The 14548-nt window shown below is 37.5% G+C and carries 14 protein-coding genes; 12 read left to right on the top strand and 2 right to left on the bottom strand.

Translation table 11 applies throughout. The features are described 5' to 3' along the window. The first annotated feature begins 188 nt into the window (after positions 1-188). The 12 genes from L5M71_RS12435 to L5M71_RS12380 all read left to right on the top strand — a co-directional run bounded on the left by L5M71_RS12435 (position 189) and on the right by L5M71_RS12380 (position 12147). Entirely contained in the window at positions 189-1496 is a 1308-nt protein-coding gene (locus tag L5M71_RS12435) for a flippase (RefSeq protein ID WP_263207696.1), read from the top strand. A 100-nt stretch (positions 1497-1596) separates the two neighbouring features. Further along, on the top strand, positions 1597-2697 hold the full coding sequence (locus tag L5M71_RS12430) for a nitroreductase family protein (protein ID WP_263207692.1): 1101 nt from the start codon (positions 1597-1599) through the stop codon (positions 2695-2697). Beyond that, positions 2698-3849, top strand: a complete 1152-nt coding sequence (locus L5M71_RS12425) for a polysaccharide pyruvyl transferase family protein (RefSeq protein WP_263207689.1) — start codon at positions 2698-2700, stop codon at positions 3847-3849. It abuts the gene before it with no gap. Beyond that, positions 3842-4729, top strand: coding sequence for a glycosyltransferase (locus L5M71_RS12420; protein ID WP_263207687.1), 888 nt, complete (start codon positions 3842-3844; stop codon positions 4727-4729). Before L5M71_RS12425 ends, L5M71_RS12420 begins: the two co-directional genes overlap by 8 nt. Further along, positions 4726-5778: a glycosyltransferase family 4 protein gene (locus L5M71_RS12415; protein ID WP_263207685.1), complete on the top strand. Its 1053-nt coding sequence runs from the start codon at positions 4726-4728 to the stop codon at positions 5776-5778. Before L5M71_RS12420 ends, L5M71_RS12415 begins: the two co-directional genes overlap by 4 nt. A gap of 114 nt (positions 5779-5892) precedes the next feature. Beyond that, entirely contained in the window at positions 5893-6420 is a 528-nt protein-coding gene (pssD, locus tag L5M71_RS12410) for a PssD/Cps14F family polysaccharide biosynthesis glycosyltransferase (protein WP_263207683.1), read from the top strand. Further along, positions 6417-6869 (top strand): PssE/Cps14G family polysaccharide biosynthesis glycosyltransferase, encoded by a 453-nt coding sequence (pssE, locus tag L5M71_RS12405; protein WP_263207679.1) that lies wholly within the window; start codon positions 6417-6419, stop codon positions 6867-6869. Before pssD ends, pssE begins: the two co-directional genes overlap by 4 nt. Before the next feature lie 27 nt (positions 6870-6896). Then, complete coding sequence (locus L5M71_RS12400; RefSeq protein ID WP_263207677.1) at positions 6897-7841, top strand: Wzz/FepE/Etk N-terminal domain-containing protein; 945 nt, start codon at positions 6897-6899, stop codon at positions 7839-7841. Positions 7842-7853: 12 nt separating this feature from the next. Next, positions 7854-9176, top strand: coding sequence for an O-antigen ligase family protein (locus tag L5M71_RS12395; RefSeq protein WP_263207675.1), 1323 nt, complete (start codon positions 7854-7856; stop codon positions 9174-9176). Further along, complete coding sequence (wecB, locus tag L5M71_RS12390; RefSeq protein ID WP_263207673.1) at positions 9177-10295, top strand: non-hydrolyzing UDP-N-acetylglucosamine 2-epimerase; 1119 nt, start codon at positions 9177-9179, stop codon at positions 10293-10295. After that, positions 10259-10993, top strand: a complete 735-nt coding sequence (locus tag L5M71_RS12385) for a WecB/TagA/CpsF family glycosyltransferase (protein WP_263207671.1) — start codon at positions 10259-10261, stop codon at positions 10991-10993. Before wecB ends, L5M71_RS12385 begins: the two co-directional genes overlap by 37 nt. A gap of 44 nt (positions 10994-11037) precedes the next feature. Continuing rightward, positions 11038-12147 carry a glycosyltransferase family 4 protein gene (locus L5M71_RS12380; protein ID WP_263207669.1) on the top strand — a complete coding sequence of 370 codons (1110 nt, stop codon included), beginning with the start codon at positions 11038-11040 and terminating at the stop codon, positions 12145-12147. Positions 12148-12184: 37 nt separating this feature from the next. Here the strand turns inward: L5M71_RS12380 and L5M71_RS12375 are convergent, their stop codons facing one another. Continuing rightward, complete coding sequence (locus tag L5M71_RS12375; RefSeq protein ID WP_263207666.1) at positions 12185-13504, bottom strand: hypothetical protein; 1320 nt, start codon at positions 13502-13504, stop codon at positions 12185-12187. After that, positions 13501-14430, bottom strand: coding sequence for a glycosyltransferase family 2 protein (locus tag L5M71_RS12370; protein ID WP_263207663.1), 930 nt, complete (start codon positions 14428-14430; stop codon positions 13501-13503). The genes L5M71_RS12375 and L5M71_RS12370 overlap by 4 nt, the downstream gene beginning before the upstream one ends. Positions 14431-14548 lie beyond the last annotated feature (118 nt).

Genomic DNA, 14548 nt, shown 5'->3' with positions numbered 1-14548 from the left:
ACCACTCCAAAGGTATAATTAAGGCTGAATTTATATTAAGTAATACTGATGATGTGTATGATTCTACTGTATGGATTTAGCTCTTTTATGAGTCAAAACACTGTTATCTTTGTTATGTGATTGTGTAGTAAAGCTAGGAAGCTGACTTTTTAGCCTTATGATTATCAAGGTTTTTATCTAGGTTTCCCATGAGAAAACTGTTGCAACTGGGGTTTCGCTCTCAAGCGTTACGGAACGCGGGCTGGCTACTCGCCGAGAAAGGGCTGCTGCTGGGCGGTGGTTTTATATTTACCATAGTGTTAACGCGTTATTGGCGTGTTGAAGAGCTTGGGCATTTTCAATATCTATTGGCATTAGTGGCCTTATTACTGCCTTTTTCGAGTTTAGGCTTAAATTCACTTGTGAGCCATCAACTGGTAACTCGACCCAGTAATATTGACACTATTATGGGCACTGCACTTATTCTAAGGCTAGCGGGCGCTTTAGTGGGAGGGGGAATCTTTTTTTGTTTATCCTTTTGGCTAGTTCCATCTCCCTATCAAAGCTTATTCTGGATTTTATTACTGGGCCAGATTTCTCAGTCTTTAGGGGTATTTGATTACTATTTCGAGGCACAAATACACTCCAAAATTTCTGCGATAGTCAGAAGTAGTGTTGGGCTGATTTTCATGCTCATTAAACTCGTTTACGTCTTTGATGGTGGTGATTTGACGGGAGTGGTTTGGCTTACGGCTATCGAATGGATACTGCTAGGCGGATTGTGGCTTACAGTCTATAGCATGTATGCCAAGGCAGTAACCAAGCTTTCTTGGTGTCGTTTACAGGCTAAAATTTATCTGCAGCGCTGTGGTTGGTTATTTTTATCGAGTATGGCCGCGATTATTTATCTCAAGATAGATCAGGTGATGCTTGGGATGATGGCGTCTAGTGAATCGGTGGCTTTTTATAGTCTTGCGAGCCGTTTGTCAGAGGTGTGGTATTTGATCCCTGGGATTTTAGTGGCGTCATTTTATCCCGGGCTAATTCTTGCAAGGCAAAGAGGGGAGCAGTATCAAGTCAAGTTACAGCGATTGTGTGATGCGCTTTGTTGGGGCGCGATTACAATTGCTGTACTTGTTAGCTTGCTGGCGCCCTATTTTGTTCCTTTGATTTTTGGTGAAGCTTATCAAGCCGTGACCCCAATACTGCAGATCCATATTTGGGCGGGGGTGTTTATTTTTATGCGAGCGCTCTTTAGTAAGTGGTTACTTATTGAAGATATTCCCCATTATTCATTGTTGACCCATGGCAGCGGTGCGTTGATTAATATCATCTTAAATGCTCTGTTTATTCCACTATGGGGGACGTTGGGGGCCGCATGGGCAACTATGATTTCCTACGCCATTGCGTCGTATTTTGCGTTATTTTTGTTCCCTAAAACACGGGGTATGGCAAAACTCATGTCGCTAGCCTTCATTGCTCCTGTACGTAAGTTTGTGTATCTCGCCCGCAGTTAATCTTGTCCGTTCGTTTGTATTGCTGTGGTGAGCTTGGTAGTAATTTCGCAATCTTTGACGTAGACTTCTGCGTCGACTTAACAGTAATGAATTGTTTGTGATGAAGAACTTAGCCCGTAAATTACTACCTACTCGCAGCAAGCAGATACTGCGTGGTTTATTGGGGAAATGGGATGTGTTTTTAACACGTTGCTTTTCTACAGCTTGGGTGTTGGCTCATCCTAGACTTGCCAGTTTATTTTATGCTTTTTTTAGCAGTCAGTTTGATCGTGAACACCTTGCCATTCTGGCAGGGAAGAAAGCGTATCGATATAAGTTAGGACCAAGCAATACCAGCCCGTTATTACGCCGCAATATCCATCGGATTGAGAAGGGCCTTTGTATGTCGCCAATGAGGCCTGTATTTGCAGAGGACTTTATTGTTGAGACTGTTAATTGCTTTGTGCAACTCCAAAGCCAGCAGCAGGTTTGCCAGACGGAATTAACCTGGGCAAATGATGTGTTGAAGGCCTATTTTTCAGTGGTATCTTCGACTCCGATTACTGATCAGGCGCGTGTTATCTTTGCGCAGCAAGCCGCCTTTTACCCCGAACCAGATCCCCTTGATGTTGTTAATATTGCTTCACACACTCCTTATGCTCGTCATTTGGGTCATCATAGCGATGTAAGTGTTGAGCAGTTTCATTCATTATGTTTACAGCGCCGATCCGTGCGCTGGTTTTTGCCGCAGTCGGTAGATGATGAGTTACTTAATCAAGCGATAATGACAGCTTCATTAGCTCCGAGTGCTTGTAATCGCCAGCCTTTTAGCTTTTATGTTGCTAATGATGCGACTTTGGCTGCCGAGGTAGCCTCATTTGCAGGGGGGACACGTGGGTTTGCCGATAATATACCGTGTTTATTGGTGGTCGTTGGGGATTTAAGTGCTTACCCGTCGGAACGTGACCGGCATGTGATTTATATTGATGGTGCATTAGCGGCGATGCAATTGATGCTGGCTCTTGAAACGCTTGGCTTAAGTTCATGCCCCATTAATTGGCCTGATCTTGATGTCCCTGAACAGAGAATGGCCAAGAAATTAAATTTATTACCTTTCCAACGGCCTGTGATGTTACTCGCGGTTGGTTATGCAAAGCCAGATGGCATGATCCCTTATTCACAGAAGAAAACTGTGGATGTTTTACGTAAAGATATTAAATAAATGATTATAGAAATCAAAGGTGTTCAGTTTGTAAATAAGGGCGCAGAGCTAATGCTACATGCTGTGATTCAGCAGATAGAGCAACATTGGCCTACCGCCGAAATTGCTTTAAGAGCGTGCCCTAATTCCCCTTATTTAAAGCGTGCAAGTGTTGCAGCTTGGCAGAAGGTGAGCTTACGTAAGCATGTCTTAGATTTAAACTGGCTAACCTATCATTTACCCATAAACTTAACCGCACAATTGAAACGCTACGGCCTCATTACGGAGGCTGATATTGACCTTGTGCTTGATGCCAGTGGATTTGCATACGGTGATCAATGGTCTGCCCGTCAGTTAGCTCATATCAGCAGGGAAGTGGCTCGTTTTCAAAAAAAAGGTAAACCTTATATTTTTTTACCGCAAGCGTTAGGACCATTCAATACTTCAGCCCGTTATGCTCAGATTGCGAAGTTTTGGGCTGATGCGGCATTGATTTTTGCGAGAGATAAGGTTTCCTATGACTATGTTGCTCAGTGCTTACCGCTGCATAACAACCTCTTTCTAGCGCCAGATTTCACTAATTTAGTGTCTGGAACGCTTCAGCCACTCCAACATGCAGCCAGAACATTATTGGTCATTCCCAATGGAAAGATGCTAAGTCCACGCAATAACCGTTCGGCATGGAGGGAAACGTATGTGGCTATGATGGCCGACTATTGTCGTGAAGCAAATGCCAGAGGATTTATTCCTTTGTTGTTAAACCACGATGGCGTTAAGGATGAAGCCCTGTGTACGGCTATCACACTTGCTTCAGGTATAGAGATTACGACCATTTCGATTGAGGACCCGCTAGCGGTCAAAGGATTAATCGGGCAAGTTGCTGCAGTGATTAGTTCACGCTTTCATGGTTGTGTGAGCGCGTTAAGCCAAGGCATTCCGTGTATTGGTACAAGCTGGAGTCATAAATATGAACAGCTTTTTGGCGATTATCATCAAGAGGCTATGTTAATTTCAGAGCCTGAAATGATAGATGTATCTGCCCAATTGACACGTCTGTTATCTGCCGAATACCTTGCCGAATGCCGTCAGAATCCTTGTATTACGCAACAGAAAATTTTATCCCAAGAAATGTGGTCTCAGGTTGTGGCTAAGGTTGCTGAGTATTATGACTGATAAGCATAAATCGGCACCTTTAGTCTCTATTTATATGCCGACACATAATCGCTTGCATTTGCTTAAACGCGCAGTGGCTTCGGTATTAGCTCAAACTTATCAGTATTATGAATTGCTGATCGTGGATGATGGCTCGACTGATGGCACTTGGGATTACTTACAAAAATTATCTAGCCTTGAGTCAAAGATTAAGATTTTTAGATCTGATGTTGCAATGGGGGCATGTGCTGCTAGAAATATCGCGATAAATGAGGCTCAAGGCGAGTTGATCACTGGAATCGATGATGATGATGAATTTCTAGTTGATCGTTTAGATACTTTAGTCAAGGCATATACTCCGGATTATGCTTTTGTTTGTCATGGTTTTTTCTGGGATTATGGTGCTGTTCGTAAAGCTGTAGATTCCACTACTATGGTGATTAAACTTGATGATTTGCTCAATTATAATTTTGCGGGTAATCAGATACTGACTGCAACTGAGAAGCTACGCAGCGCCGGTGGGTTTGATCCTCAGTTTAAAGCTTGCCAAGATTATGATACTTGGACCCGAATGGTTTTAATGTTTGGTCCAGCAAAACGTATCGCAGGCGCCTCATATGTAGTCCATCAATCCCATGAAGGACCAAGGGTGACAGCTAAGCAGAATAAGCTCATTGGTTATCAGCAATATTTTGACAAACATAGCAAGCATATGTCAGTTAAAAATAAATTAAATCAAGATTTTATGAGGTTGGTCGCAGCAAGATCATACTTAAGTTTTGCGCAGTTATTATCCCAGTTAAAGGCTGGTTTTATCCGCCGAAAGTTACGCTATTATTTGGCTTGTCGTTTTAGCAAACTAGCACAATTACGAAGAAAGTGGTTACGAGGTTCATCGTGACATTAAAGTTAGTTATTGTTGCTACTCACACTACTGAAACCCGCGGTGGAATTAGTTCTGCCTTAGCTGGCTATGAGGCTGGTTTTCGTGAGCTTAATGTTGAGTTCATTAGAGTGAATTCACATAGTGATCAACGTGGACGAGCCTCTCAATGGTTGCTTGCAGGATGGCAAATATTGCGCCTAGCGATGAAGTACCGTAGTAATGCCGTTTTTTGGTTTCACTGCGGCCCTTGGTTGTCTATGTCGCGAAAATTTACTTTCGCTGTCATAGCAAGATGGTTTGGGGCAAGAACGATTGTACATTTTCATAGCCTCACAGTTAATGATTACTTACAAACACCAATAAGACGTTTGCTATTTAAATTTTTTTTGCTCCCATTTCAGCAACTTATAGTGCTCACCCCATGGTGGCGAGAAAGGGTACTCGCCAGTGGCTTTACTAAACCTATTCATGTTTGCCCAAATCCTGTAACGCCTGAGCTGCTGAGCTTTGCTCGTGAACACTGCAAGTATGCTGCTCAGATACCAAAAGTTTCTGAGCCTATTGTGATATTAGCTATGGCTCGTTTGCTCCCACAAAAAGGCGTTGAACATGTGTTAGCTGCATTGGAACTTTTGCCGGAACAATTTGAATTAGTCATTGCCGGTGATGGTCCACTTAAAGTTTCGCTAGAAAAACAGGTGGATTTATTAGGACTTCAACACCGAGTTACTTTTACTGGATGGTTAGAGACTAAGGTAAAAATTGAGATCTTAAATAAGGCCGATTTATTCTGCCTACCATCTTTATATGATTCATTTGGTATGGTGTTCATTGAAGCTATGGCGTTTAACTTGCCTATTGTCGCTTGTGATTGGGGGCCCATTGCGGATGTTGTGACATCAGAAGTCGGTTTGCTTGTTCCCTATGCCAACCCTGAGTCTGTCGCGTCGGCGGTGACTGAGATTGTGAAAAATCCTTTCTATTTTTCTGTTCATGGGGCAGAGTCCGTTGTTAAAAAGTATTCTCCTAAAGCTTGTGCTGAAAAAGTTGTGGCATTGCTTTAATACCACATTTTAGTCAGATAGATTTAACTTTCATACTAACGCATTAACCTAGATGAGAATTGTCGGCTTGAGAGTGGTTATGTCAACGGCATTACATTACAATGACGCCCGCTATTGAACTTATTTTTTAATCCGAAAGAGTGGTTAACATTAATCAGTATGTCCGAAAAAGTCATTTTAGTTGTATATGGTCGTGGTGGGCATCAGGAGCAGATGCGTCGCTTACTTATTCAATTGAAAAAAGTTTCTCCTCAGCTCAAATTCGTTTCTATTGCAGATGTGCCTGATCGCCTTGGTGCTTTAGAGCATTTGGCGTGCCCTGAACCTAGAAATAAATTTCGTTCATGGACAGCGCCTGTAACGCTATTCTACTCTGGGATTGTTAGCTTATTTCAATGTATCAGATTGTTACTAAAGTATCGCGTTAGCGGTATTGTTTCTACTGGGCCTGGAATGGCTGTTTTTCCTTCAATTGTATTCAGATTACTAGGCCGTCAAGTAGTCTACATCGAGTCTTGGTCTCGATTTTATTCAGCCTCATTAACTGGAAGATTTATGTATTTGATTGCTAATGGTTTTTATGTGCAAAATAGAACAATGCAAAACACTTATAAAAAAGCGAGATATTCAGGTAGATTATGAAGATTTTCGTTACAGTAGGGCATACTCGATTCGATTCGCTATTTAAACAAATTGATCTAATACGTAATCCAGAATGGCATTTTATTTCTCAGGTATATGATGGCTGTTATGTGCCTGAAAACGGTGATTCAATATCGTTTACCTCAAATATACATAAATATTTTGAAATAGCAGATGTTGTGATTACTCATGCCGGGGCAGGAACTGTTTATACCTTACTCGAGCTTGCTAAACCGACCATAGTGATAGCAAATACAGATAGAGTTGATAGTCATCAGGAAGACTTACTGAAGTATGTTGAAGACAATGAATTTGCACTCGTATGCAGACAGTTATCTGAACTTGAATTTTTAATTGAACAGTTCGGAACGTTTAAACCTAAATCATATGTCAGTGAACCTTTTTTAGCTGCGAATGAAATATCACTCATGCTTGGTTTAATTGATTAAGACAAATTTAGAGGTGGTCTTTTAGAAATGGATATGAATACTCAAGCAAAACAATTGGATACAGATAATGATGTTATATCATTCAGAATCGTATGGAATATGATCTCCCGAATGAAGTATTTTGTGGTCATTTTTACACTTATCTGTTCTATTGCAACGGTGTTATTCGCAATTAGCCTACCAAATGTTTACCGTGCTTCAGCAATTTATTTGCCAAAAGCGGCAGATAGTTCTGGCGCTCTATCGAAATTATCGGGTCAATTTGGTGGTCTTGCAAGCATGGCGGGCATTTCCCTTGGTGGCTCAGATGATAAGACTGACGCAGCTCTTGAATATTTTAAGTCTCGTAGTTTTTTGCAAAAATTTATTGAAAAACATGACTTAGTTGTTCCTTTACTTGCTGCAAAAGGGTGGGATCCTGTCACTAAACGTTTAATTATTGATGCTGATTTATATGATGAAAAAACTAAAACTTGGGTTCGAAAGCCCCCAGTAGGTATGTCTACAGTACCTTCGTCTTGGGAAGCCTATGATGAACTTAACAAAAGAATAAGTACTTCTTATCAATCAAAAAAAGGTTATGTTGAAGTGTTTGTAAGCTATTACTCACCAGAGATGGCCGCACATTGGTTAGAATGGCTAATTGCTGATCTCAATGAGTTTTGGAAGCAACGCGAACATGAGCAAAACGTAAAGCGTACTCAGTTTTTAGAACAACAAGCTGAGAAAGCTCAAGTGAGTGAACTAAAAACTGTATTTTATCAGTTGATTGCAGAGCAAACGAAATCAAGTGTGTTATCTGAAGTCACTGATGAGGTGATCCTAGAATCGATGGCAAATGTGATTGTGCCTGAACAAAAATATAGCCCCTCACGTTCTTTATTATGTTTAGTTGGCTTTTTTATCTCATTAATTTTATCAATATTCATTTCAATGGTTTATTGCGTTATGAAGCCGAAAGCTAATGCCTAGGTCAATCATAAAATGATGATGACCTCCTCAAATGCAATAACTAACAGGAGCTATGCCTCTCCTGTAGTCTATTTACATTACACTACCTTAGTGATGATGGCTGTTTATTTACTGGCAGATATGATGTCGGGATTTACTTTGATCACTTTTGGTCTTGATCTTAAGATTTCCTTAATCTATAAGACGCCGCTATTTCTTTTTTTAGCACTACTTATTGCTCGCTATAATATTCGCTGGTTTTTAGGTATTTTAGGTGTTTTAGGTATTTTACTTATTGGACCTACAGCTAAATTCTTTCAACATGTTGACTTATCAGTTTATTTTTCTGATTTTGGTTATGCAGTTAAACTACTAATGCCAATCACTGTGTTTGCATATTTTGCTCAACTTTATCGTATCGCTCCTGATTTTGCTTTATGTTGGACCAAGCGAATTTTGTGGTCAGCATTTTTTATACTGAGTTTTAACTTCATTTTAGGTGCACTAGGTTTTGGCCACGGAACATATCAGTTAGAGGGGGACGACACTGCGGGTACGACAGGATTTATATACGCAGGTAATGAATTAGGGCCTGCATTTCTTGTTGTATTCGGTTTTGTTTTGCACCAATTATGGAATCATAGCAAGAAAAGATGGTATGTCCTGTGTGCTTTATTTACATTAGCTGCTGGTTTGCTGGTTGCAACCAAAACAGCAATGTTAGCTGCTTTTCTTCTTGTTTCATTTATTCCAATTGTAAATGAGCGACATAATATAATGAGGCTGACTTGGCTGAAAATTAAGATCCTCGCACCTTTCTTTTTGGCTATTATTGTTATTGTCATTGCCATCAGTGAACTACTAGAAGCCATTGGCTTATATGACCGTATGATGTTCTTCTATCAACAAAGAGGAATAATTGGAATTTTATGGTCTGGTAGAGATATTTTTATTGATCGTATGTTTGATGTCTATCTTCATCAATCAAATATTTTTTACCAGTTTTTTGGCCATGGTACTTCAATCGGTAAATTGCATCCATTAGGGTTAAGTGGAACTGAAGTCGATCTAATGGATTCTTTAACATGGTTTGGTTTTTTAGGAGCGACACTTTGTATTGTGTTTTATGTCACTCTTTTCTACAAATCATTAAAATTAACATTGAGGCGTAATTCAGTATACGCACCATGCTTACTTATTGTTAATTCACTGTTGCTTTTATTGTCTCAGCTAAGTGGACATATTTGGATGTCTGGTACGTTAGGTATTTTATTCGGCGTAATCAATAGTTTATTATTTTATGAATTGCAACAACTAGATAAGTCTAGTCGTTCTATATTAGGAAAGGATCTGTAAATGAAAGTAATGCTAATTTTTGGAACTCGACCTGAAGCAATTAAAATGGCTCCACTTGTGATTGCGATGAAGGGGCATCCTGATATCGATGTCAAAGTTTGTGTAACTGCACAGCATCGTGAAATGCTTGATCAGGTTTTAGATTTATTTGAGATAGTGCCTGATTATGATTTAAATATCATGAGCTCAGGACAAGGTTTGACTGAGATAACATCAAGAATATTATTGGGTCTTAAACCTGTTCTCGAAAATGAGAAGCCAAATATTGTACTTGTACACGGGGACACTTCTACAACGCTTTCAGCGACTTTAGCAGCATTTTACCAACAAATTCCAGTAGGTCATGTTGAGGCTGGATTACGCACTGGTAACTTATTATCTCCTTGGCCAGAAGAAGGCAATCGTAAATTAACTGGCGCAATTGCAAATCTGCATTTTGCACCGACAGAAACATCTGAAGCAAATTTGTTAGCTGAAGCTGTACGGCCTGAGTCCATTTACGTTACAGGTAATACTGTAATTGATGCGTTACTATGGGTTAAAGATAAAATTACTAATAATCAAAACTTTAATGCTGAACTTGCATCCTTATTTCCATGGCGTAATGTTGAACAGCGTATGGTTTTGATCACAGGTCACCGCAGAGAAAGTTTTGGTGATGGATTTGAGCAAATTTGTAAAGCTATTGCTGATAGTGCATTAGCTTTTCCTGACGTTCAATTCGTTTATCCAATGCATTTAAATCCAAATGTACGTGGTCCTGTTAATAAATATCTATCAGATATTCCAAATGTGGTGCTGATAGAACCGCTAGACTATTTACCCTTTGTATTTTTAATGGATCAGTCTTATCTTATTTTGACTGATTCAGGGGGGGTACAAGAAGAAGCTCCTTCATTAGGAAAGCCTGTACTAGTAATGAGGGATACAACAGAACGTCCTGAAGCTGTGGCAGCAGGAACAGTTAAGTTAGTAGGTACCAATGCTTCAAATATTACACATTATTTGAATTCGTTACTTACAGATTCTGTTTCCTATGATGAAATGTCCCGTGCTCATAATCCATATGGTGATGGGTTCGCGTGTCAACGTATTATAGATGCTATTTTGAAGTTTTAATTGTAGCTTATTTATTTAAATATGGTGAAGTTTTGGATAAAGTTAGGATTGATAAAATAATTAGCCCATTTGATTTGGAAGATGCTGCTAGGAGTGTTAACTCAAAGCCAGGTCTATATATCTCTGTTAATTTACAGTCGGTAACAGATCCTGCATTGATGGGGTTATTGTCGTTTGATAACGTTACAGGTTATGTTGATGGTGTTGGTGCTCAATTCTATTTGCGTAAATATGGTGTTAATTTTAATAAAATTCCAGGTTGTGAGTTGTGGCTCAGCTTACTAGAGCAGAGAAGCAACAAGAATTGCTCGATTGCTGTTATTGGTGCTTCTTCTAACGTGAATGACAAAACCGTTAGGCTTCTTAGAGAACAGTTTCCAATGCATAGTGTTGATTACTATATTGATGGTTATAGTTTTGTGGAAGATGAACTGGTTGATGAGATAGCTAGCCATAATTTCGATTATATATTTATATCCTTAGGCCAACCTAAACAAGAGTTTTTAGGTATGAAATTCGCGAAAGTAAATCCTAATGCTATTATTTTAGGGTTAGGCGGATCATTTGATGTATATTGTGGTAGTGTGAAACGTGCTCCTAAGTTTATGATTTATATGAATTTGGAGTGGTTGTATCGAATTGCATCACAGCCCAAAAGAATACCAAAATTAATCCGAGCTTTTTTAAAAGCAGTTTGAATTTATGTTAAGACATTACTATTAATGATTTTGGACCAACGATTATGAAAATGGCTGTAATTTCTTCAAGATATCCTAGTAAAGGTAATATTTATTCGCACATGTGGGTACATGCGAGAGCTAAAGAATTTGTTAAAGAAGGTGTTGAGGTTTGTGTTTTTGTCCCCTCGAAAACCATTGAAGAATATAGCTTTGAGGGTGTAAAGGTAATAAAAGCGCCAGATTTTTATATTGCAAAACAAATTTTGAATTTTTCGATAGTCTATATACATCTTTTAAGTATTTACCCTTATCCAAAACTAAGTGGTTGGCCTATTTATAAGAGTATAATTAAAAATAAAATTCGTTGCTTTATGTATTTACATGGGAGCGAGGTTCAAAGTACTGAACGATATTCTTTTGATGATACAAAGAGCTTTTATTCTCTCGCTGTTAAATATTACAAGCGCTATATATTCTTACCGAGAATGCGTGAGTTTTGTCAATATGTTGATCAGTCTGGTGGTTTTTTATCCCCTTCTGTATGGATGCGCGAAGAAGCTGAAAATGAGCTAAAAATCAGTTTGAATAATGTGAGTATTTGCCCAAATGGTATAGATACTGATCTATTTGACTTTAACCCAAATTTTGAAAATGTAAATAAAATGCTATGTATCAGGCCTTTATCTAGTAGAAAATATGCCGTTGATACCGCTATTGAGCTTCTTGCATTGCTACCTGAGCATTTTACACTTGATATTTATGGAAAGGGTCATCTTAAAGAAGAACTTCTTACACTTGCTAGAAAACTTCATGTTGAGAATAGGCTTAAAATAACTGAAGAGTTTATAGACCGTGTTGATATACCAAGCTTGATGTCACAGTATGGTACATTTCTGGCTACAACTCGCATGGATGCTCAAGGTGTTATTATGTGCGAAGCTATGTCTGCTGGTTTAGTTACTGTTTCATCAAATAATACTGCTATTCCTGAATTTATTAAAGATATGGAGACAGGTTTGTGTGAAGATAACTTGTTAATTGTTGCAAAAAATCTGGTTTCAATTAGTACGAATAAAGCACAGTTTGACTATATTACTAAATCATCAAGAGACTTTATTCAGACTATTAATATAAAAAATATGACGGAAAAAGAGTTAGGTATTCTTAATTAATTATAAAGGCCCAACATGATTTTATTGGGCCTTTTAATTATAATGATTTATGTCTTTCTTTATGTTCGCAATATACCCAAATCCAATTGTTATAAATTGAATTGGCGATTAATATACATAAAAGCGGTGTGAAAATAGATAGGTAATCTAACTGGAACATTGTTAACGTTGATAGTGTAATAAGTATTCCTGTTATGATGGTTGTTTTAAGGAATGGAATGTAGTTGCTGCAGGAAATAAAGTTCATTGATATAGTTCTTATGCACTCGAATAATGAGTTTATTATGAAAATGAATAGTATTGTATTGGCAGGAAGTTCGATCTTTGAATTTATTAATTTAAGTAGATATGGAGCCAAAGCAACAAAAGCAAGAGAGCCGAATATAAATAAACCTATGCTATAAAAATAAATATTATTTTGTAATTTTATTGCAGATTTAATATCTCTAAGCTGATATAGCTTATTTAATTCGGGTGTTTTTATTGACATATATAATAGGGATAGCGAGATAATAACGCTAAAAATGTTTAGCGCTAGCGAGTAACTTCCGGATATGTTTGGTGGTAAATAATTAGCAACTAAAAGTATTGAAATTTTAGTTGATAAGAAATTGCCTAAACTAACTCCTCCAATTTTAGAAGCATTAGGGAGTATTTTTCTTAAAATTTCTAAGTGAGAGTTATTTTCTAATGCAATAAGATTATTAAATATTTTGTTTTTATATATTTCAATTCTTGCCTGTATGAAATAGGCTGCGGCAGAAGTTAGCCTTGCCACTGCAATAGCTAATAGGCCACAATCCTCCATGATTAGATAAATGGCTATAATAAAGAATGCAATGTTTGAAATGCTGCAGGTTCTATATATGGAATTGATATTGTTAGTGCCAAAAAAAAGTGCATTATAATTTAAGCAGATTAAACTAATCAGAATTGAAAGTGAGTATAGTAGCCACTCCAATGCTATATTCATGTTGGATTTTGCTGCAATTTCGCTCAAATAAAATATGTAGCTAAATAACAATATTCCAGCAGCTAATAATGTGATCGTATTAAATACCATACGTGATGAATAATATAATTCACTAAAAAGTTTTTTATTTACATCTTTTCCTACTCTATCACTTATTCCTTCTTTCTCAATTGTTTGTGCACCTGCTAATATATAATTATATTGTCTGGATAAAGCTGGTGTTAGACCAAAGTCAAATACAACAATAAGTCCAAAGAAAGCTACAAATAGCATCCATATGTTAAACTCCTCTGGGCTAAAATTATGCAGTGCAAAAGGCATAATAATCAGGCTGCTTGCAATGTTTGTGAATCGAGAAAAGTATCCCCAGAAAAGCGTTTTCAATTTTTAGCAATTCCTAAAGTTAATTTATCAAGAGCATATAAGGTAATTCCAGCTATGAATGCTATTGAATAATGGACTGGATATGTAATGTTGGCTTTTAAAATATTAGTAACTTTATTATTTTTCTGATGTAGGCAATATCTAATATAATTACCATAAAATTTGATTTTTGCTTTGCTATCTACCTGAGATAATAAATTTTTATTGTTAATAACTCGTAATAGTGCTAGTGCAGTGCCTATAGGATTTAGCATTGCAAGTTTCGCATAGTTATTACTTATTCCAGAATCTTGATATTCAACAATTTTAAAATTATCATTTATACAATAATAAAAATAGTGTTCATCAAAGTCTAAAGTTACATATCCTTCTGGCATAAATCTTTCCTCACTAATGATGGGGTACTCTTTGTCATGCAAAAGTGAAGTTCTAATGAAGTCAGCTCTATCTCCTTTTAAGTTAAGTTTATAATTGTTATTTAAAATTGTTGAGTAAACAGGAGATGTTGGGAATAAATCGCCTAATATATCGTTGTCGCTGTATTTTATGCAGTGTCCAATAATCCCTGCAATTTTATTATTATCACGTATTGGCAGCCAATAACTTTTAATTTTCGATAATGCATCCGCCGGAAGTAAATCATCAGAATCTAAAATTAAAAATAGCTCCCCTTCAGCCTCTTTGAAAGCATAATTTAAACAACTATGTTTTCCATGATTTTCTTTTTTGATGTATATTATATCTAATCCTTCTGTATGAGGAAAAGACGATACAACTTCTTCTGTATTGTCTTTACTTCCATCATCAACCAATAGCCACTGTATTTTTATTGATTCACTTACATTTTTCTGAAGGCTTGAGTGCAATCTTGATAACAATGGCGCTCTATTGTATGTAGGTGTGCATATTGTAAATAGTAAATCCATTAATAAGTCTCTATCTTAACTTGTGGAAATTATAATTTAGTTGGTATAGCTACAAATTATCTTACAAAATTAAAAAAAGTGGTAGTATTTAGTCTGTAATCTATGCATTTTTACTCTA

It is taken from the genome of Shewanella sp. SW1 (genome assembly GCF_025653545.1).
Taxonomy (GTDB): Bacteria; Pseudomonadota; Gammaproteobacteria; order Enterobacterales; family Shewanellaceae; genus Shewanella; species Shewanella oncorhynchi.
The sequence above is the reverse complement of the archived record's forward strand: the minus strand, read 5'-3'. Positions and strand labels throughout refer to the sequence as shown.